This window comes from Plantactinospora sp. CNZ321, from assembly GCF_004217235.1.
Map to the genome: position 1 here is coordinate 907,293 of NZ_SHKQ01000001.1, position 19,129 is coordinate 926,421.

17 protein-coding genes are annotated in these 19,129 nt (G+C 69.1%); 7 read left to right on the top strand and 10 right to left on the bottom strand.

Going from position 1 to position 19,129, the window contains the following annotated elements:
• Positions 1 to 31: 31 nt before the first annotated feature.
• Positions 32 to 772, bottom strand: a complete 741-nt coding sequence (locus EV371_RS33260; protein WP_165436595.1) for a histone — start codon at positions 770 to 772, stop codon at positions 32 to 34.
• An 87-nt stretch (positions 773 to 859) separates the two neighbouring features.
• The gene (locus EV371_RS03925; protein ID WP_130460838.1) at positions 860 to 1,063 is read right to left on the bottom strand and encodes a hypothetical protein; all 204 of its coding nucleotides are present in this window, start codon (positions 1,061 to 1,063) and stop codon (positions 860 to 862) included.
• A 309-nt stretch (positions 1,064 to 1,372) separates the two neighbouring features.
• On the opposite strand from EV371_RS03925, the gene EV371_RS03930 reads away from it, so the two are divergent.
• Together EV371_RS03930 and EV371_RS03935 are read left to right on the top strand one after the other, a co-directional pair.
• Positions 1,373 to 1,981: a hypothetical protein gene (locus EV371_RS03930; protein WP_130460839.1), complete on the top strand. Its 609-nt coding sequence runs from the start codon at positions 1,373 to 1,375 to the stop codon at positions 1,979 to 1,981.
• Between the two features lie 56 nt (positions 1,982 to 2,037).
• Positions 2,038 to 2,526, top strand: a complete 489-nt coding sequence (locus EV371_RS03935; protein ID WP_130460840.1) for an NUDIX hydrolase — start codon at positions 2,038 to 2,040, stop codon at positions 2,524 to 2,526.
• Positions 2,527 to 2,569: 43 nt separating this feature from the next.
• Here the strand turns inward: EV371_RS03935 and EV371_RS03940 are convergent, their stop codons facing one another.
• Positions 2,570 to 2,833, bottom strand: a complete 264-nt coding sequence (locus EV371_RS03940) for a hypothetical protein (protein WP_349338622.1) — start codon at positions 2,831 to 2,833, stop codon at positions 2,570 to 2,572.
• Positions 2,834 to 3,277: 444 nt separating this feature from the next.
• Here EV371_RS03940 and EV371_RS03945 point away from each other — a divergent pair, with 444 nt between their 5' ends.
• Complete coding sequence (locus EV371_RS03945) at positions 3,278 to 4,081, top strand: aminoglycoside phosphotransferase/kinase family protein (protein ID WP_207230401.1); 804 nt, start codon at positions 3,278 to 3,280, stop codon at positions 4,079 to 4,081.
• Between the two features lie 57 nt (positions 4,082 to 4,138).
• On the opposite strand, the gene EV371_RS03950 is transcribed toward EV371_RS03945, so the two are convergent.
• The 3 genes from EV371_RS03950 to EV371_RS03960 all read right to left on the bottom strand — a co-directional run bounded on the left by EV371_RS03950 (position 4,139) and on the right by EV371_RS03960 (position 6,207).
• Positions 4,139 to 4,552, bottom strand: a complete 414-nt coding sequence (locus tag EV371_RS03950; protein WP_130460841.1) for a GNAT family N-acetyltransferase — start codon at positions 4,550 to 4,552, stop codon at positions 4,139 to 4,141.
• A gap of 203 nt (positions 4,553 to 4,755) precedes the next feature.
• Positions 4,756 to 4,959: a hypothetical protein gene (locus tag EV371_RS03955; protein WP_130460842.1), complete on the bottom strand. Its 204-nt coding sequence runs from the start codon at positions 4,957 to 4,959 to the stop codon at positions 4,756 to 4,758.
• Between the two features lie 3 nt (positions 4,960 to 4,962).
• The gene (locus EV371_RS03960; protein ID WP_349338623.1) at positions 4,963 to 6,207 is read right to left on the bottom strand and encodes an RNA-guided endonuclease InsQ/TnpB family protein; all 1,245 of its coding nucleotides are present in this window, start codon (positions 6,205 to 6,207) and stop codon (positions 4,963 to 4,965) included.
• Between EV371_RS03960 and tnpA the strand changes: the two genes are divergently transcribed.
• Positions 6,136 to 6,567, top strand: coding sequence for an IS200/IS605 family transposase (gene tnpA, locus EV371_RS03965; RefSeq protein WP_130460844.1), 432 nt, complete (start codon positions 6,136 to 6,138; stop codon positions 6,565 to 6,567). The two genes, EV371_RS03960 and tnpA, sit on opposite strands and share 72 nt — an antisense overlap.
• A gap of 38 nt (positions 6,568 to 6,605) precedes the next feature.
• On the opposite strand, the gene EV371_RS03970 is transcribed toward tnpA, so the two are convergent.
• Both EV371_RS03970 and EV371_RS03975 read right to left on the bottom strand, forming a co-directional pair.
• Entirely contained in the window at positions 6,606 to 6,998 is a 393-nt protein-coding gene (locus tag EV371_RS03970; protein WP_130460845.1) for a hypothetical protein, read from the bottom strand.
• A 332-nt stretch (positions 6,999 to 7,330) separates the two neighbouring features.
• A complete protein-coding gene (locus tag EV371_RS03975) occupies positions 7,331 to 7,873 on the bottom strand; it encodes a GNAT family N-acetyltransferase (RefSeq protein ID WP_130460846.1) in 543 nt (180 codons plus the stop codon).
• Between the two features lie 210 nt (positions 7,874 to 8,083).
• Between EV371_RS03975 and EV371_RS03980 the strand changes: the two genes are divergently transcribed.
• The 3 genes from EV371_RS03980 to EV371_RS03990 all read left to right on the top strand — a co-directional run bounded on the left by EV371_RS03980 (position 8,084) and on the right by EV371_RS03990 (position 16,735).
• The gene (locus EV371_RS03980; RefSeq protein WP_130460847.1) at positions 8,084 to 9,388 is read left to right on the top strand and encodes an acyltransferase family protein; all 1,305 of its coding nucleotides are present in this window, start codon (positions 8,084 to 8,086) and stop codon (positions 9,386 to 9,388) included.
• Between the two features lie 172 nt (positions 9,389 to 9,560).
• Positions 9,561 to 12,449: a LuxR family transcriptional regulator gene (locus EV371_RS03985; protein WP_165436596.1), complete on the top strand. Its 2,889-nt coding sequence runs from the start codon at positions 9,561 to 9,563 to the stop codon at positions 12,447 to 12,449.
• Positions 12,450 to 12,727: 278 nt separating this feature from the next.
• Positions 12,728 to 16,735: a S8 family serine peptidase gene (locus EV371_RS03990; protein ID WP_130460849.1), complete on the top strand. Its 4,008-nt coding sequence runs from the start codon at positions 12,728 to 12,730 to the stop codon at positions 16,733 to 16,735.
• Between the two features lie 698 nt (positions 16,736 to 17,433).
• Here EV371_RS03990 and EV371_RS04000 read toward each other — a convergent pair.
• Both EV371_RS04000 and EV371_RS04005 read right to left on the bottom strand, forming a co-directional pair.
• Positions 17,434 to 17,745 carry a hypothetical protein gene (locus tag EV371_RS04000; protein ID WP_130460850.1) on the bottom strand — a complete coding sequence of 104 codons (312 nt, stop codon included), beginning with the start codon at positions 17,743 to 17,745 and terminating at the stop codon, positions 17,434 to 17,436.
• A gap of 477 nt (positions 17,746 to 18,222) precedes the next feature.
• Entirely contained in the window at positions 18,223 to 18,990 is a 768-nt protein-coding gene (locus EV371_RS04005; RefSeq protein ID WP_130460851.1) for a hypothetical protein, read from the bottom strand.
• Between the last annotated feature and the right edge of the window lie 139 nt (positions 18,991 to 19,129).

The following is a 19,129-nucleotide window of genomic DNA, read 5'->3' on the forward strand; positions in this document are numbered from 1 at the left end:
CGGAACGCCCGCCGGGCGTTCCGGTGGGAACTCAACCCGTCATCTTCCGCGCGGTCGCCCTGGTGGCCTTCCGCGCCGGCGCCTTCGCCGGAGCCTTCCGGGCCGCGGCCTGCCGGCCGGGCGCCTTACGGCCGGTGACCTTGCTCGCCGTCGTGCCGGTCCGCTTCGTCGCCGCGGTCGCCCGCTTTGCCGGTGCCTTCTTGGCCGTCGCCCGCTTGGCCGGTGCCTTGGTCGCGGTCGCCCGCTTGGCCGGGGCCTTCTTCGCGGTCGCCCGCTTCGCCGGCGCCTTGGTCGCGGTCGTCCGCTTGGCGGGGGCCTTCTTCGCCGCCGCGGTGGTCCGCTTCGCCCCCGCGGTGCTCTTCCGCGCCGCAGCGGTGGTCTTCTTGCCGGCCGTGGCCCGTTTCGCCGCGGTGGCGGTCTTCTTCGCCGCCGCCGCGGTGGTGCGCTTCGCGGTGCCGGCGGTCTTCTTCGCCGCCGCGGTGGTGCGCTTCGCCGTGCCGGCGCGGCCCGTCGCCGCCCGCGCGGTGGTCTTCGCGGTGGCCTTCTTCGCCGGCGCCCGCTTTGCCGCTGCCTTCTTCGCCGGCGCCTTCTTCGCCGCCGTCGCACGCTTGGCCGGGGCCTTCTTCGCGGGTGCCTGCTTGGCCACCGACGAACTGGCGGCCTTGCGGGCCGGGGTGGCCCGGCTGGCCCCCACGGTCCGGCTGCGCGCCGCGGTCTTCTTGCCGGCAGCACTTCTCGCTACCGAGCGGGTGGCCCTGGTTGCTTCGGCCATCTGTGTTCCTCCTTGCGGGACATGCTCTCGGGGGTCTCCTCGCGGAGCACCACGGAGTTTCTCGACGCGGGCTGTCGCCGCGCCGGTCTAGCGCTCCTCCCCGGCCCAGCGGGCATCCTCGGCGTCCCACGCTTCGTTGCGCTGCTGCACCTGCTGCAGCGCCTGCTCCGCGTCGGCTGTCGAGGCGTACGGACCGAGCACGTACCTCGCCGGGCAGACGTCGTCACCGGTCTCGACCCGGTGATGACGGATGCACCAGAAGTACCGCACATCACTCCCGCTGTCGCTCATGGGGTAACTGTGCACGGCAAACCGCCCAAGCGCTACCGTTTCGCGCAAAATGACAGAGCGACTTCCACAGTAGACCCGATCGGATAACCGTCACCGGAGAAACGGCAAAGTGCCGCCGTACGGGGGAAAGGCATTCTGCGGCAAGGGATTCACCGCCGTCAGCGGCCCCCGAAGGCGATGGCGACGTGCCGCGCGGGCGCCGGAAAAAATTTCCCCGCCGACCGGCTCCATCTCCCGCCTCATCAGGCTGACCTGGCACTTCGCGGCGCAGGATGGAGCACAATTCGCGGTGTGGGCAGCATGCGACGCTTGGGTGCGACAGGACGGCTCGGCCGGGTCCTGTCAATGGTCGCGCTGGCCATTCTGGTGCTGCTCGTCGGCAGCGCCGCGCACACCATTATCCGTATCGCGACAGAGCCGTCGATCGAGGAACGGGCCCGACAGGAAGCGGTACGCCAGGCCGCGCTGATCGGTGAGGCACTCGTGCACGGCGTCGGCGACAGCGCCGCCGAACTCGGGCAGACCGCGACCCGGAGCGGACGGGTCGAGGTACTCAGCGTCAACGGCACCGACCGGCGTCGCTCCCCCGGCGTACGGCTGGTGTTCCGGGTGCACGTGACGATGTCCCGGCCCGCGATGGCCGGGCGGAAGCGGACCGAGGTACGGGTCTGTTTCCGTCAGGTCGTCGACCAGGAGCGGGCCGACTTCTCCCGGGTCGAGGTGCCCTGCCCGGACAGCATGCTGCCCGGGATGACGCCGACGGCGGTACCGAGCCAGCCGGCCGGCCAGCCCGCGCCGACACCCGGCACGGAGCCGGTCGACAAGCCCAGCCAGCCGGTCGACAACCCTGGCCGCCCATTCGACGAGCCCGGCCATCCGGCCGACGAGCCCAGCCCGGCCGCCGGACCGGGCGGCTGAGACCGGCACCGGGCGCGTCAGGGTCCCGTGGCCGGCCGGCGGTTATGGTCCTCGGCATGGCCGTCCCGGAGTACGTCGCACGGATCCGCAAACTCGTCGGGCACGACCTGCTCTGGCTGCCCAGCGTGAGCGCCGTGGTCTGCAACGACGCCGGGGAGCTGCTGCTCGGCCAGCGCTCCGACGACCGGCGCTGGTCGGTCGTCAGCGGCATCGTCGAACCCGACGAGCAGCCCGCCGAGGCACTGGTCCGGGAGGTCTTCGAGGAGACCGGCGTACGGGTGCTGCCGGAGCGGGTGACGAGCGTGGTGGCCCGCCCGCACACCTATCCGAACGGCGACCGGTGCCAGTTCCTCAACATCGGCTTTCGTTGCCGGCTGCTCGACGGCGTCGCCCGGGTCAACGACGACGAGTCGGTCGCGGTCGCCTGGTTCGCGCCCGATCGGCTGCCGCCGCTGGACGAGCACGCCCGGACCACGATCGCGCACGCGCTCGCCACGGAGACCGCCGGGAGCTGGTTCGCCCCGGACTCCTCCGCACTTTCCTGAGCGGCGCGGGCGTGACCTCAGCCGGCCCGCGCGTCCGCTCCAATCACCAGTCCCCGGCCGGACCTGGCCGCGCGGCTCCGGCCCGGCGCAACCCGTCACCCGGCGCCGGTGCCGGCGCCTGACGCTCGGCCTGCACCTGGATCTCGATCCGCGACCGGTGCGCGGCCGGGTGGTAGACCTCGTCGAGCGGACCCAGGAGCGCACGGCCGACGCCGCTCCGTCGGGCCCGGGAGGCAAGCCAGGCGAACCCGCCCAGGACCGCGGCGAGCGCACCGGCCAGCACCACGAACGGCACGATCTGCTGCACAGCACGGAGTCTAGGCGCTACCACGGACCCCAGGGACCGCCTCGGTTGCCCGGTTTCAGCAGCGCCGCGGGCACGTTCAACCGGCGGGACCGGCCGGCGGAGTCCGGTGACCGGCCCCGCCGGCCGGCCGGCGGAAATCCGGTGGCGGCAGGTGGGGCGGTGTCGTAGCCTCGCGACGCCCCGACTCTTCGAGGAGGTCGACGAGATGGCTCACCCGGTCACTGGCGCGATAGCCACCACCGCCACGACGCGCGGTCGCACCGCGAGCTGACCTCCGGACACCCGCCCCAGCGGCTCCTGCCGGCCCTTCCCCGCCGGCCGAGCCGCCGACTCCTCGCGTCGTAGCGGTCCCCGCTGGCCGCGGAAGCCCTCCGCGGCCAGCCCTTGGCGTCGGCGATCCGACGCTGTCTCTCACCGCTCATTGCGCTGAACCGAGGAGTACTAGTGGATTCCGCGACATCCTTCGAGCCGTTGACGGCGGCCGAGGGCGGACCAAGTCAGGTCATCCGTACCGGCCAGATCGTGCGGCGTGCCGCGAAACCCTGGACCGGTACCGTGCACGCCCTGCTGCACCACCTGGAAGAGGTCGGGTTTCCCGGCTCACCCTGGGTGGTCGGTACCGGCATCGACGGCAACGGCAACGAGATGCTGACGTACGTCGAGGGCGACATCATGCACCCACACGCCTGGACGGACGAAGGGATCTGGCAGGTCGGCAGGCTGCTGCGCGACCTGCACGACGCCACCGCGAGCTTCCGGCCACCGCCGGGCGCCCGGTGGCAGCCGTGGTGGATGCACCGGGAGGGGCCCGACACGGTGATCGGGCACTGCGACGCCGGGCCGTGGCACGTCGTGGCCCGGGCCGGCCGGCCGGTGGCGTTCATCGACTGGACCCTCGCCGGACCGGTCGACCGGCTCGACGAGGTGGTCGGCACCGCATGGTGGAACGCCCAGTTGCACGACGACGACATCGCCGAACGCCACCACCTGCCGGATTCGGCAGGCCGGGCCCGGCAGCTACGGCTGTTCCTGGACGGCTACGAGCTGCCGGCGGCGGACCGGGCCGGCCTGGTCGGCCGGATGATCGAGTTCGCGATCCGGGACTGTGCCGCCGAGGCGGCCCGGGCCCGGATCACGCCGGAGTCGACCGACCCGACGCCGCTCTGGGCGCTGGCCTGGCGGGCGCGGGCCGCCGGATGGATGATCCGGCACCGTACCCTGCTCGACCGCGCCGTTTCCGGCGGCTGAGTGCCCGGCGGCCGTCGGCACGTTCAGCGCGCCGGCGGCCGTCGGCCGCGGATCTGGTCAGTGTGTCGGCGCCGCGATCGGCTTGCGCATCCGGACCAGTCGCACGGGTACGCCGCCGGTCGGGTCCTCAACCTGCTCGACCGGCACGAACCCGGCGGCCTCGTAGAGTGGCCGACCGGCGAGCATCGACATCAGTTCGAGCGTCCGGAAGCCCTCGGCCGCGGCGGCCTCCTCGCAGCGGGCGAGGATCAGCCGACCGACGCCCCGCCGGACGAACCCCGGATGGGTGTACATGCCGCGGACCCTGGCCGGATCCCGGGTCGGGTCGAGCAGTCCGGGGTGGCGGCCCCGGGAGTGGTCACCGCCGTAGAGGGTGGCCCGGCGACTCCATCCGCCGCAGCCGGCGAGCGTGCCGGACGACTCGACCACGAAGTAGGTCCCGTCGTCGATCAACTGGGTGTCGATGCCCATGATCGAACGGCTGGACTCGATAGTGCCTGTGTCGCCCGCCAGTCAACCAAGGTCCGGGCAGTGGGGCACCGGGCAGTGGGACAAGGCCGCACCCGGCCGTGCAGGGCCGCTCGGCCGCCCCATGTCGTCGTCGGTGTCGACGACGACGTGGGAGAAGCCGGTCACCCCGGCGTTCTCCCACGGTCGACCGCGACTACCGGTTCTCAGTCACACAGATCCCAGGCGAACTTGCCGCTGGAGACCCAGACCGAGCTGGTGATCGGCGCTCTCGACAGCACGGTGCCGTACCCCTCGAAACAGAGTCCGCCCCAGTTCACGTGTTCGAAGGTCGCCGAGTAGTTGCAGTTGGTCAGCTTCTCGGCCTTGAAGGGCCGAGCTTGCGGATCGCGACTCGGTGTTGGATGCATCGGTCACGCCGCGTTCGGCAGGCTGACAGCTGCCCAGCCCTCGACACCGCGTGCTGCGATGTTTCGGGCCGCGTTCACGTCGGCATGCTCAGCGAAGCCGCACGACGTGCATCTGAAGGTGGACTGGTTGGGGCGGTTCGCTCGGGCGATGTGCCCGCAGGTGGAACACGCCTGCGAGGTGTACGCCGGGTCGATGTGGGCGACCGCGACCCCGGCGCGGGCCGCCTTGTAGGCGACGAACCGGCCGAGCTGGTGGAACGACCACGAGTGCAAAGTGACCCGCTGGGGCCGTCGGAGCCGTACCCGGTCGCGGATGCCGCCGAGGTCTTCCAGGGCGATTCCACGGCCGGTGCGTTCGGCCTCGGTCACGATGCGTTTCGAGATGACGTGGTTGGTGTCGGCGGCGAACCGCGATTCCTTGCGGGAACGCTTGCGCAGCAACCGCTTTGCGGACTTCGTAGCGATCTTCTGGAGTTTGGTCCGCAGCCGTTGGTTGCGGTGCCGGACCCGGTACAGGCCCTTGCCGCAGTAGCGGGCGCCGTCGGAGGTCGTCGCGATGTTCGCGATGCCGAGGTCGACGCCAAGGAAACCACCGGGCTCCTTCGTCTCGACGTCCGGCAGGTCGCAGGTGGCGTACAGGTACCACTTGCCGTCTCGGTGGACCAGGTCGGACTCGCCTGCGCGGTACGTGGCCAGGGTCGCGTGCTGACTGTCGGAGCAGGCGAACCGGACCTTGTTCAGCCGGCCTCCGACCGTCCAGATCGACACGGTGCGGTCGGCGATCTGCCACGACAGGCAGCGGTCGTCGAACGGTTGGGCCGCGTCCCGCCGGAACGCAATCGGCTTGCTCTCGGCCTTCGTCCGCCGGTTCGATCCGGGCTTGCCGAGGTTTCCGGCCCTGATGTTCGCCTTCAGGGTGGCGTACGCGCCGGCGACCTTACGGGCCACGTGGATCGCCGGCTGTGCGGACAGGCCCATTGTCTTCAGGCGGCCGTAGGTGAGTCGTTGCACCGCCTGCTTCGCAAACGTCCGGGTTCGGTACGCCTCGGACGAGGTCCAGTTCGCGGCCTCGTTGCACAGGTCCAGGGTCGCCCGCAGCGCCGCCTCCTGGGTGGCGTCGGGAAACAATCGGACCTGTACCGTGACCTTCACATCACCCAATGTAGCATCTTGTCTATGTCGCCTCGATGGTCGCCCGACCCCAATGTTCGTCGCGGTCGCAGCGTGGTCTACAACCTGCACGTCCATCTTGTCTTCGTCACCAAGTATCGCCGTGACGTGCTGACCGACGAAATGCTGACCCGCTGCCGACAGGTGATGGCCGACGTCTGCGCCAAGCTCGGCGCCGATCTGCACGAGTTCAACGGCGAGGACGACCACGTGCACCTGCTCGTCCACTACCCGCCGAAGCTGCCAATCTCCACCCTGGTCAACCGGCTCAAGGGCGTCTCCGCCCACTACTTGCGGCAGGAGTTCACCGGCCGGATCAACCGACACATCATGCACGGCCACCTCTGGTCACCCTCCTACTTCGCCGGCTCGTGCGGCGGCGCGCCGCTGAGCGTGATCCGCGAGTACATAGAGAACCAGAAACATCCCGGTCCGTGACGCGATTCCTCCCGACCCTGAACGGCCGGGATTCCCCGCTAAAACTCGTTGAACACCTTGTAGGACCGGATCCGGTCATTCCATGCCGCACCCACGTTGGCGATGCCGTAGCCACCCGTGTCGCACGGGCCACCTGATCCGTACACCTTGGTCGAGTCTCCGCCGTAGTTGTAGCCCTCGTACCACGTCATGAGCAGCGTGTCGGCGGCGGGCGCGACCAGCCGTTCGCCCGACCCGGCACACTCCCGGGACAACACCGGCGAGGCGGCACCCGGTGCCGGTGCGGCACCGAGCACGATCTGGCACTCCCGTTCGCTCGCCGCGCTGCTCGACTGCGCGGAGGCCACCACCCCCACGCCCGCCAACGTCAGTACGACGGCAACCGCCCTGGCCAACCGGAGCGGTCGATGACGCCACCGAACATTACGCATGATCGGTCCCCCTTCTCGCGCGTTTGATGGTCGGTTCGACCGCCACCACCATCGCTCTCGGCTACTTCAGATCGGCTTCACAGCGTCAGAGCAGCTTCACCGCGTCCGGCACGGTCGGCTCCGTCGGCGAACGGGCGGGCGGCGACGCCGGAGTCGACCGCCCCGGCCGCCCGCTGCGGGCGCTCCCCTGGCGGACGCGGACCGCCGGATGGAGGTCCGGCACCGTACCCTGCTCGAACGCGCGATCGACGGCGGCTGACCGCCCGGAGGCGGTCAGCTCGACCCGGTGGCCGCCGACGCGTTCCGTGGCGGCCGCCCGCCCCGCCGGGTTGTCAGCGCGCCACCGCCTCGATCGGCTTGCGCATCCGGACCAGCCGCACGGGTACGCCGCCGGCCGGGTCCACCACCTGCTCGACCGGTACGAACCCGGCCGCCTCGTAGAGTGGCCGGCCGGCGAGCGTCGACATCAGTTCGAGGGTGCGAAAACCCTCGGCGGCGGCGGCTTCCTCGCAACGGGCGAGGATCAGCCGGCCGACGCCCCGGCGCGTGCAGTCCGGATGGGTGTACATGGCGCGGACCTTCGCGGGATCCCGGGCCGGGTCGAGCATCGCCGGGTCGCGTCCGGACGAGTGGTCACCGCCGTAGAGGGTGGCCCGACGGCTCCACCCGCCACAGCCGGCGAGCCTGCCGCCGGACTCGACCACGAAGTAGGTGCCGTCGTCGATGAGCTGGGTGTCGATGCCCATGATCGAGCGGCTGGAGGCGATCTGCGCCTCGTCGAGGAAACCCTTCTGCAGCTCGGTGATCGCGGCGTCGATCAGCGGCAGCAGCTCCGGTAGGTCCGTACGCCGGGCGAGACGGCTGGTCAGGGTCATGCCCCTCCTCGCGGATGACCTCGTCGGGCCGCCATTCAATCAGTTTCCCGCTCCGCGCCCCGGAGGGCACGCTCCCGAGGCTCAATCCGGTACGCCATCGGCATCGCAACCGCACCCCCGGTACGCGCCCCAGCCAAGCATCGGATCGAGATCGACCGGTGCATGATGGTCGTCGTCGGACATCGGCGACGATTCATGCAAAGGATGAGTATGGACACCGCCCACCCCGTCCACCCGCCGCCGGGAGCATCCGCCGCGCCGGCACGGCCAGCCGCATCCGGTGCCTCCGGCCGCGCATCACGCCTGGGCTGGTTGGACGCGCTGCGCGGCATCGCGGCACTCGTCGTCGTCTTCGACCACTCGTCGTACGCCTTCATGGCGGAGCTGCGACCGGAGCTGATGGCACAGTTCAACACCAGCAGGTACGGCATCATGGTGTTCTTCCTGGTCAGCGGCTACATCATCCCGGCGTCGCTGGAGCGCAGGGGCTGCATCAGGACATTCTGGATCGGACGGGTGTTCCGCATCTACCCGTTGTGGGTGGCGGTCGTCGTCGCGGTCCTTGCCGCCGGTCTGCTGGGCGTCGCGAACCTCCGCGACTTCGGTCAGCGGAATGTGGCCACGGTGACCCTCGCCCACCTCACCATGCTCCAGGAGCTGCTGGGTACGCCCAATCTCCTGCTCGTCCTATGGACGCTGTCGTACGAGATGGCCTTCTACCTGCTGGTCGTGGCTCTCTTCACCGTCCGTCTGCACCAACGCTCGACGGCGGTCGCGGTCATCCTGGCCGTGCTCGCCGCCGCGAGCGTGGCGGCGGGTCTCACATTGCCGGCCTCGGCCCTCTCCGACAGGGTCGGCACCGGCCCGCTGATCGCGCTTGCCTCGATCGCCATGGTGATCGCCATCTGCGGTGCGAGCGCCACGCCACTCGCGTTTCGCCTGTTCGGTGGCTTGTTGGGCGGGGCGCTGGCGCTCCTTCTGGTCCCCCTCAACGGCACGGTGCCGATCTGGGAGGGGATGGTGATCCTCGCCGTCATGTTCCTCGGCACCGCCATCTACCGGGCCGAGCACGGTCAGAGTTCCTGGCGGGTCGCGGGCTGCACCGCCGCCGTGGTGCTCAGCTGCGCGGTAGGAAGTGCGTACGCGTTCGGCGATGCGGGACATTTCACCCGGCGCGGCTGGATCGTGGCCTTCCTGCTGGCCGTGCTCACCTTCGGCGTCGGGCTGGCGTTACGCCATCGACGGGTACCGGGCTGGTTGACCGGACTGGGCACGATCAGTTATTCGGTCTACCTGGTGCATCCGGTGCTGCTGGCGGTGACCGACGGCACCATCGGCCGGTGGCAGCAGAACAATCTCGTACTCGAAGCGGCGTTCTACGCGGTCCTGATTCCGCTGTGCGTACTGACCTACCGTCACATCGAAGCGCCGAGCCAGACATGGGGGCGCAGGCTGGCCCGCCGCGTCCAGCCGCCGGTCCGCCCACCCGCTCATGACGTCCGGCCTCACCCATAGCCGCTGGCCATCACGAGAGAGCTTCGCTGCGAGAATCTGATCAACGCTATGAGCTGGGGTGATCACCGGTTATTGTCGGTTCCCACAACGGGTCGGGGCATCACTCGGGCGGTGCTGGTGGATGGGTTCATCGGTTGCTGGAAACGCGGTCTCGGGGGATCGTCAGCGGGTCGTGCCCTTCGATCGCGTGTTTGTCGGCCGGGACGCGGAGCTCACCGCCTTGGCGCGGGCGCTCGCCCGCCCACCGGCGGTCCTGCTGGTCGAGGGTGAGGCCGGTATCGGCAAGAGCTGGCTGGTTCGCGAACTGCTCGCCTCGCCCGAAGGTCGGCGGCACCGGTGTCTGACCATGGTCTGTCCACCTTTCCGGGAGCCGTTCACCCTGGGGCCGGTCGTCGACGCGATCCGTCAGGCCGTCGACCACGTCGCCGGGCTGCGCCTGTCCGGCCTGGCCGGGACACTGCGGCCGCTGTTCCCGGAGTGGGCCGGCGAGCTGCCGCCCGCGCCCGAACCGCTTGAGGACGCACGGGCGTCCCGGCACCGGTTGTTCCGGGCGCTGGTCGAGGTGCTCGACAAGTTGGGTGTGACGGTCCTGGTGGCCGAGGACACGCACTGGGCGGACGAGGCCACGATCGAGTTCCTGATGTTCGTGGCGGCGCGGCCGGCCCGGCCGATGAGCCTGGTGGTCACGTACCGGCCCGAGGACGTATCCGCCGGCTCGCTGCTGCCCCGGCTGACGTCCCGGGCACCGGCCGGCGCCACGTTCATCCGGCTGAGCCTGGCCGGGCTGGACGCGGCTCGTACGGGTGAGTTGGTGTCGGCGATGCTCGGCGGTGAAGCCGTGTCCGGAGAGTTCACCGAGCTGGTGTGCCGGCGGACCGGGGGGATCCCGTTCGTCATCGAACAACTCGTCCGCCTGCTGTACGACCGGGCCGACCTCGTTCATGAGGGCGGCCACTGGATGCGCCGCGAATTGACCTCGATCGAGGTGCCGCCCACGGTCCGTGACGCCGTACTGGAACGGGTCGGCCGGCTGCCGCCGGAGGTCGGTGGACTCCTCCGGGCCGCCGCGGTGCTGGGCGACCCGGTCGACGAGGCCACCCTGCTGGCCGTGGCCGACCCGCCCGACGCGGAGGGAGCCTTGGGCGCGGCCCTGGAGTCCGGGTTGCTCGTCGTCGACCGCGGCACGATCGCCCCACGACACGCGCTGGCGGCGACGGCGATCTACGACACGATCCCGGTGGGCCGGCGTCGGGAGCTGCACCTGCGCGCCGGTCAGATACTCGAGTCGGTCACCGGTCAGCCGGTGGAGCGGCTGGCATACCACTTCCGGCGCGCCGGTCAACTTTCCCGGTGGTACCGGTACGCCGAGCTGGCCGCGGCGAGGGCGCTGGATGCCGGCGACCACACCTCGGCCGTTTCGCTGCTGCGGGACCTGCTGGCCAACGCCGACCGGGCGGACCGGTCGGTGTTGCGGCTGGTCAGCACCATCGAGGTCAGCAGCGTGCGCCCTCCGGGCCGGTACACGGAGCTGACCGACGCGCTGCGGTCGATGCTGGACCGGCTCGACCTGCCCCCCGACCAACGGGCTCAGGTCCGGTTCCCGCTGGCCCGATTGCTGATACTCGCCAAACGCGACGAGGAGGGTCGGGTCGAGCTGCTGCGCGTGGTCCCGGACGTGCGCGATGATCCGGCGATCGCCAGCCGGGCGATGCTGGCCCTGGCCATCCCCGCCGGTCTGAGCTGCTCAGTCGCCGAGCACCTGCGATGGTTGCGCCGCGCTGCCGCGCTGCCCAGACCGGCGGATCGGGCCAGCCGGTTGGCGTACCAGGTGAACGAGGCCAGTGCACTGCTCGCGCTGGGCCTGGACGAGGGCTGGGTGGCGGCCCGGGACCTGCCCGACGACGCGACCACCGCGGCGGAGCGCCACGCCCTGGCGTCGGCACGGGTGAACATGGCGGACGCCGCGATGCGATGGGGCTGGTACGACCGGGCCACCGCCCACCTGGCCGATGCCGCGGCATTGGCCGACCGCGTCCAGGACGCCGGGATCCACGACATGATCCGGTCGACCGGGTGCCACGTCGACTGGTACGTCGGGCAGTGGAAGGGTTTGGCCGAGCGCGCCCGGGCGATCGACGGCGATGACGACGCCCTCTGGCCGAGCCGGTTGGAGGCGAGGCTCGTCGCCGGACTGATGCTACGGGTCACCGGTGCCATCGAGCGTGCCGCCCAGGCGTTCGAATCCGTGCTGGCCGACCGGCACGCCGAACTGAGTCTGGTGATCGGGGCGGCCGCGCACCTGGGCCAGTGCTGGCTGGAGCGGGGGAGCCCGGAGCACGCGGCGCGGGTCACCGAGGCACCTGTCGCCGTGCTGCGGAGCAAGCGCGTGTGGATGTGGGCGACCGAACTGGTCCCGGTCCGGGTGGACGCCCTGTTGGCGACCGGCCAGCACGCGGAGGCCGCCAACGTGGTGGACTGGTTCGGCCGAGGGCTGCGCGGCCGGGAGATGCCCGCGCCGCGGGCGGCGCTGGCCTGGTGCCGGGCGGCGCTGGCCGCGCATCGCGGGGATGTGATCGACGCGGCCCGCCGGTATTCGCGGGTCGCCGCTGCCTGGCAGGAGATGTCCCGCCCGTACGGCGCGCTGCTGGCCGAGGAGCGCCGGGCCGGATGCCTGCTCGCGGCCGGCCGGGAACCGGACGCCCTCGCGGCGCTCATGGACGCGCACGAAGGGCTGGTCCACCTGGGCGCCCGACCGGACGCGGACCGGGTGGCACGCCAGCTCGGCGAGCACGGGATACGGATCAGGCCCAACCGGCGAGGACGGCGCGGCTACGGCGGGCAGATCTCCCCTCGGGAGATGGAGGTACTCCGGTTGCTGGTCACCGGGAAGACCAACCGGGAGATCGGCCAGGCCCTGTCCCGATCACCGAAGACCGTCGCGGCCCAACTCAACTCGGCCATGCGCAAGCTCGGCGTGACCTCGCGGACCGCGCTCGCGGTCAGCGTCCTCGACCTCGACCGGGTGCCCGCCGTCGAGGATCCGGCCGCCCCCATTGATTAGGTCATCTGCCCAATTACAAGTGTGTTGATCCCGACAGAGACTCGCTTCGTCCCCGACGTCTCGTGGAGATCAGCCTATGACCGACCAAACCGGTTCGCGCCGTACCCCCGCGCCCGAACCGGCCCCGCCCGAGCCGCCTCCGCCTCCGACTCCGACTCCCCGGAACGATTCCCCGGTCACGGTTTCCGACAGGCCCGATCCGACCGACGGCGCCGAGGGCTGCGGCCCGTACGTCCCCGTGTGACGCGCACCGAGCACCCACTGGATATGGAGGTTCCATGTACCACTCGATAAGTACGTTACGACGAACGCCGTTCGCGGTGTTGGCGGTCGTCGCGCTGGCCGCTGGGCTGCTCACGGCCGGGCCTGCCGCGTACGCCGACCCACCGAGCAGCTCCTCGGCGTCCGACCAGACCGGCCAGGACCCGGGTGCCCTCACCCTGGACGGCGTCGCCCCGGGTCCGAAGACGATCACGTTGATCACCGGTGACCAGGTCACGCTCAGGGATGCCGGCACCGGTTCGGACGCGTTCGCGGTCGATGTCGACGCGGCGCCGCGCCCGGACGGTCACATTCCGAGGTTCGAGGGCACGGGCGACGACAACGCGTTCTACCTGTACCCGGACGACGCCCGGCCAGCGGTCGAATCCGGCATGTTGGATCGGGACCTGTTCAATCTGACCTACCTGGCGGAGAACGGGTACACCGACGCAGAGATCGACAGCCTGCCGGTGATCGCGTCGTATCCCGAACACCGGTCCACCCGGTCGCTGGCCGCCTCGGCCGACGCGCTGCCAGCCAGCAAACCCACGGTCGAGTTGTCCAGCATCAACTCGTCCGGGCTCGCGGTCGCCAAGGACGACGCAGCCGACTTCTGGTCGGCGATCCGGCCGACCACGGTTGGTCCCGGTGTTCGTGCCAGGGCTTTGTCGACCGGGCTCAGCAAGTTGTGGTTGGACCACCGGGTCGAGGTCAGCCTGGCCGAAAGCGTACCGATGATCGGCGCCCCGGCAGCCTGGGGACTGGGTCTGGACGGTACCGGGGTGACCGTGGCGGTCCTGGACACCGGGTACGACGAGAACCACCCGGATCTGGCCGGCAAGGTCGTCGCCGCCAAGGGGTTCGACCTCTTCGGCGACACCTCGACGCACGACGGTAACGGGCACGGCACCCACGTGGCGTCCACCATCGCCGGGTCCGGTGCCGCGTCCGACGGCCGCCACAAGGGTGTCGCCCCGGGCGTCGACCTGATGATCGGCAAAGTACTGCGCGACAACGGATCCGGCCTGTACACGGATGTGATCGCGGGCATGGAATGGGCCGCGACCAACGGTGCGGACATCATCAGCATGAGCCTGGGCGCCAGCCCGATCCCCGACGATCCGACGGCCCAGGCCGTCGAAGAGTTGACGGAGTCGACCGGTGCGCTGTTCGTGATCGCCGCCGGCAACGACGGTCCGGCCGAGTTCACGATCGGCTCGCCGGGGATCGCGGATTCGGCACTGACCGTGGCCGCGGTCGACAAGTCCGACCAGCTCGCCGACTTCTCCTCTCGGGGCCCACTCCTGGAGGGTGGGCTCAAGCCGGACATCGCCGCACCCGGTGTGGCGATCACCGCCGCTCGCGCGAAAGGTACCAGCCCGGGGGTCGGTGATGACCCGTACTACGTCGGCATGAGGGGTACGTCCATGGCGACCCCGCATGTGAGTGGGGCGGCGGCGATCCTGGCCCAGAAACACCCGGACTGGACCCAAGCCGAACTCAAGGCCGCGTTGATGAGCACCAGCGTCGACGGCGGGTACTCCGTCTACCAGCAGGGCGCCGGGCGGGTGGACATCGCCCGTGCGGTCACCCGGACCGTCTTCGCCACCACCCCGAACGCGGACTTCGGCATCGTTCCGGCCGACGCCGCCCCGGCCACCCGACAGGTCACCTACCGCAACACCGGCGATGCCGATGTGACTCTCACCCTGGCGCCGAGCCTGCGGAAGGTCGGTGGCGACCCTGTACCGGACGACACCCTGACCGTCGACGGTCAGCTGACCGTGCCGGCCGGTGGCACCGCCACCGCCACGGTCACCCTCACATCCGCCCGCCTGGACGTGGCCACCTACACCGGCGCGGTCGTGGCCACCGACGAGACCACGGGCACCAGCCTGAGCACCCCGGTCGGATTCCGCCGTCAGCCGCCCATGCACACGTTGACGGTCAACGTCCTCGGCCGCGACGGCCAACCGGCCTACGCGACCCTGGTGGATGCGGTCGACCTCATCCATCAGTTGGGTAGCTTCGGACAGTTCGGCCAATGGGTGTCCCCCGGCGTGTGGCAGACGCTCGTCCCGGTGGGAGCGACCAGCGTTGCCGTGGCCTTCCATTGGATCGATGAGTCTCATCGAAACAACTTCGGGTACCTCCTCGATCCCGAGGTCGAGGTGACCGGCGACACGGAGATCACCCTCGACGCCAGGACCCTCCAGAAGTTCACCTTCCGCACCTCCCGACCCGCCGAGGTCTCGCCCAGCGGGGAAACCATCACGATGGTGTGGCAGCGGACGGTGACCGGCGGCGCGACACACTTCGGCTACGCGAATTCGGCGAACTTCTACCAGTTCTGGGCCACGCCGACCGAGCCGGTGGAGGTGGGGGACCTGCAGGTGTACACGGCGATGCCACTGGCCGCGCCCGAGGTCACCATGCGGGTCGAGGGCGTTTCCGACCTCGACCTGCACCCGATGACGTTCCCACACAACGGGACCGAGTTCATGATGGGATACACCGGGGAACTGTTCACCGGAACCCGGACGCTGAAACTGGTCGACGCCGGGCTCGGGCGCCCCGAGGACATCGCCGGTCGCGACCTGACCGGCACTCTCGCGCTGATCGAAATGGACAGCGGGTGCGCGATCCGCATCGACCGGATGCACAACCTCCGGGACGCTGGCGCGGCCGGTGTGCTGGCCTGGCCCTCCGGGGAGCTCAACACGTCGGGCTGCTTCAACGGGCCGTACATCCCGCTGCCTGTCGTCGAAACGGACGTTGACCGGGACCGGAACATCGGCATCCCCTACGCGTCGGTCGCACCCGGTGAGGGGCGAGCCCTGCGGGACCGACTCACCCGGAAACCACTCCGGATCACGGTCACCGGTACCCCGGCCTCCCCCTACGTCTACAAGGCGGCTCCGTTCGAGGTCGGCCAGGTTCCCGACTCGTTGACCTACGACCTGACCGACCGGCACGTGGCCACGGAGTACGCCGAGTACCACGCGACCGAACCCACCACGTTCACACCGCTCTGGCTGGCGTACGGGCACCGCGCGGTGCAGGTCCCAATCGTGTTCTCACCGCCAGTGGACGGGCCGGCCACCCGCACCCACTACGTGGGACCGCTGTCCGACCGGGTCATTCACGCGAGCGAACCGGTCCCGTACAACATGACGAAAGTCAACCTGTTCAACGAACCGGTCCGAACCCACACGACGTGGAACGGGACCGCCGCGGTACCGGGATCGGCCACCTACTCCGACGCGCTCGCGAGGTTGACCTACCCGGACGACCCGCAGCACCACCACAGCATCACCATCTGCTCGATGTGCAGGGAAGGCGACAAGTTCTACCCGGTGTTCCAGCGGATTTTTGGCACCGGAGAATACGAAATGACCAACTACATCGGGCCAGGCCTGACCCATCTCTACCAGGGGGGCCGGGAGATCCCGCTCGAAACCGGCGGTGATATCCCGGCGTTCACGATGCCGTCTGGGCCCGGGGACTACCGGCTGACCCTGCACGATCCCGGTTTGCGGACCAGGTCGGAATGGACGTTCCACTCCCAGGGCACCGCGAACCAGCCCAACCAGGCGAACGGCCTGTACTGCCCGACCAGCCTGTTCCAGCAGACCAACATCTGCCGGGCCGAGCCGTTGGTGTACGCCACCTACGACCTGGGGTCCCGGCTGGGGTTGGACAACACGGTCAGGGCCCCGGGGGCGCACTGGTTCAGGGTGAACGCCTACCACGCCCCGTCCCGGGCACCGATGCCCAAGATCGCCGGGATGCGGATGTGGTACAGCCAGGACGACGGGCGGACCTGGAAGCCCGCGCAGGTCAAGAACAAGGGCAACGGCCAGTTCGAGGTGAAGGCCGTGTACGCCCCCAAGGGTGGTACCGGCGCGGTCAGCCTGAAACTCAAGGTCTGGGACAAGGCGGGTAACACCCTGACCCAAACCACCACCCGCGCGTTCAAGCTGCGGTACCGGAACCACGACCCGATCAAACAGAAGGCCCAGTAACGACAGGAGGCGAGTTGGGCGGCGGAGCGCGCGTGGCTCCGCCGCTCCCCCTCGTCGCCCACCGTCGCGGGAGGGTCCGCCACGGAACCCGGCACGGACGCGCCGCCGCTTCGAGGTCTTTCCCGTAGTCGAACCGAAAGGACTGAGCAGGCCGGTGGTCGTCGGTACGCGATGCGCCGACGGCTACCGGATCTCACCGAAGTCGCCCGGCGGCCGGCAGGGGTCATCCATCCAGCAGAACCCACCCCGCCGGTCGGTTACCGCCGTCGTCCCTCGGCAGCGGATCCCCGCACTCATCAGCCAGGTCCTCAACCCGTACGCCACGACGAACCATCACCGTCCGCAGACGTTCGTTCATCTCCCCATTGGACGTTTCCATCACCGGACGTTTCAAGCCCGTCACAGGACGTTTCTCAACGCCCCCAGACGTCGACGAGCAGTCCACCAGGGCGGATGCGCCGTACCCGCCACCAGCCGTTGACTACACACCGTCGTACGGAATTGTCCCTGTTCCCGTGCTCGCCGACATGGCCGCGAGGGCAGGTGAGTACGACGTCAACGGTCGGAGTGCGGTCATCACCCTTTAGTCCGCGCCCCGACCTCCGGAACCGATAGGAGAATGGGACGTGTCCGGAGGCCGACGCCCGAGAGAGTGGCCGCCCCGAAACTCGATCAACCCACGGGCAAGCCAACATCCATCATGGCTGACGGAGCCAGCCGAACCGGAAATTCGGTTCGTCCTGCACGTACCCTTCCGAGCCGCAGACGTAGGCGCAGCCTTCGAGAGAGCGGGATTGGTCGCCGATATCTTCCTCTTCCTCCACGACTTCGACCGAGGCGAAAGCACCGTCACATACGAAGGCCACCCCTTCAACCATCACCCCGTGATCTGCAACCAACCGTTGCCCGACGGAACCCGATGCCCGCTCCACAGCTGCCACTCCGGCGAATGCCGCCCTCTTTGAAGGGGTTGGCCGCAAAACACTCAGCTCGCTGGCAACCTTCTGCACGCGTTCAAGGCGGCCCGACAAGCGGGCCGCGCACGCCGCCGCCAAGGTGCGTGGTCCGGCTCCTCTGCCTTGCGACAGGGCCGGACCACGCCGCCGCCCGGCGGCTGACGCGGAAAGCGGGGACCCGACCGGGCCGCAGCAGACCGAAAGACCGTTAACGGGTGAGGGTGAGCCAGCAGCCGGCAGCCGGCCACGGCCGCCCGGCCACGAGCCAGCGCGGCCTAGGGGAACGCACGCCGGCCGCGCCGGCGAACTGGCGGCAGTCGCGGGATCCGGGTTACTGCGCCTCCGGCGGGGGCGCTCGGGCTCCGGGATGCCGGGAGGCCGTCGGCTGATCGCGGTCCGTGGATGGTTGCGGTAAGCCACTCCGTCTACCCTCGACCCGACCAAGCCGAGCAGACCCTCGCCCGACCCCCAACAGGGCGGGTCGACGGCAGACTGGATGGCTGAGATTTATTCTTGGTGCCCTATTGTGTTCTATAGATGCCACTGCTTGATAGGACATGGTTGCAGCCTTGGGCGCTTGATGATGTAAGGATCTTTGAATTTGCGGATCAGGGGAACGGAGGTCGATCCCTTGTATTCGCAGATTTCGCGATACTCCAATGCCGATGGATCGTAGTGCTTCACTCCTCGACCATCTTGCCAATATATCGTTAGATTATTATCGTCTTTCCTCAAAACGTACCCAACTGAGACTGATTGGCCTTTCATCAAGAGAGTTTCAGGTGGAAGCCAAAACGGGGTAACGAGACTGGCCAACGCCATAAGAACACAAAAGATGACGATCCATATACGAGCTTCATGGCTCCGCAGTGCGGTAGCGAACTTGGTTAGGCGAGTAGGTCTACGGATCTTTTTCTCCTGACTTCTGCTCCAAGGCTTTGTCTTAGCCCTCTCTGGCGATAGTGCCATCACTGTCATTGCTGTCACCGCCGCAAAAAGACTGCCGATTAGGATTAGTGTATTTAATGGGAGAAGGACGAGAATGAGAATGAAAGTCGGCAGCCACCAAATCAGAGTGCCTATCCGTTCCTGAATGGTTCCAGGATTTTCTGGTGGATGTCGGATAATTAGGTACGTAAGTAAGGCGACGAGTGCCAGAGTCGGAAAGTTGCCAACATAGGATGCAGTAAGGATGGCGGGCACGTTCAGAGTCTGAACCAATGCCAAGAAAACCTCGTAGCTGCCGCCTGCGGCGCTCATCAGAGAAAAGCCCGCAAGGATTACCGGGGCGATCGCCAATATAACGGAGGCTATCAGGGTCGTGCGTTCTCCACTTGATGTGGTTGGCTGAACACTCCGAGACTTCAGGTTCCGCAACCGCCGCGGAAGGGGTGCGACTGGTCGTAGGTGAATCCCGTTAGGTCGCTGCTTGGCGCGG

Excerpts from the sequence above, each read along its gene's own strand:
- EV371_RS33260 (WP_165436595.1), bottom strand. The coding sequence starts at position 772 with ATGGCCGAAGCAACCAGGGCCACCCGCTCGGTAGCGAGAAGTGCTGCC.
- EV371_RS03925 (WP_130460838.1), bottom strand. The coding sequence starts at position 1,063 with ATGAGCGACAGCGGGAGTGATGTGCGGTACTTCTGGTGCATCCGTCAT.
- EV371_RS03935 (WP_130460840.1), top strand. The coding sequence starts at position 2,038 with ATGGCCGTCCCGGAGTACGTCGCACGGATCCGCAAACTCGTCGGGCAC.
- EV371_RS03950 (WP_130460841.1), bottom strand. The coding sequence starts at position 4,552 with ATGGGCATCGACACCCAGTTGATCGACGACGGGACCTACTTCGTGGTC.
- EV371_RS03955 (WP_130460842.1), bottom strand. The coding sequence starts at position 4,959 with ATGCATCCAACACCGAGTCGCGATCCGCAAGCTCGGCCCTTCAAGGCC.
- tnpA (WP_130460844.1), top strand. The coding sequence starts at position 6,136 with ATGTCGCCTCGATGGTCGCCCGACCCCAATGTTCGTCGCGGTCGCAGC.
- EV371_RS03960 (WP_349338623.1), bottom strand. The coding sequence starts at position 6,207 with ATGGACGTGCAGGTTGTAGACCACGCTGCGACCGCGACGAACATTGGG.
- EV371_RS03970 (WP_130460845.1), bottom strand. The coding sequence starts at position 6,998 with ATGCGTAATGTTCGGTGGCGTCATCGACCGCTCCGGTTGGCCAGGGCG.
- EV371_RS03975 (WP_130460846.1), bottom strand. The coding sequence starts at position 7,873 with ATGACCCTGACCAGCCGTCTCGCCCGGCGTACGGACCTACCGGAGCTG.
- EV371_RS03980 (WP_130460847.1), top strand. The coding sequence starts at position 8,084 with ATGGACACCGCCCACCCCGTCCACCCGCCGCCGGGAGCATCCGCCGCG.
- EV371_RS03990 (WP_130460849.1), top strand. The coding sequence starts at position 12,728 with ATGTACCACTCGATAAGTACGTTACGACGAACGCCGTTCGCGGTGTTG.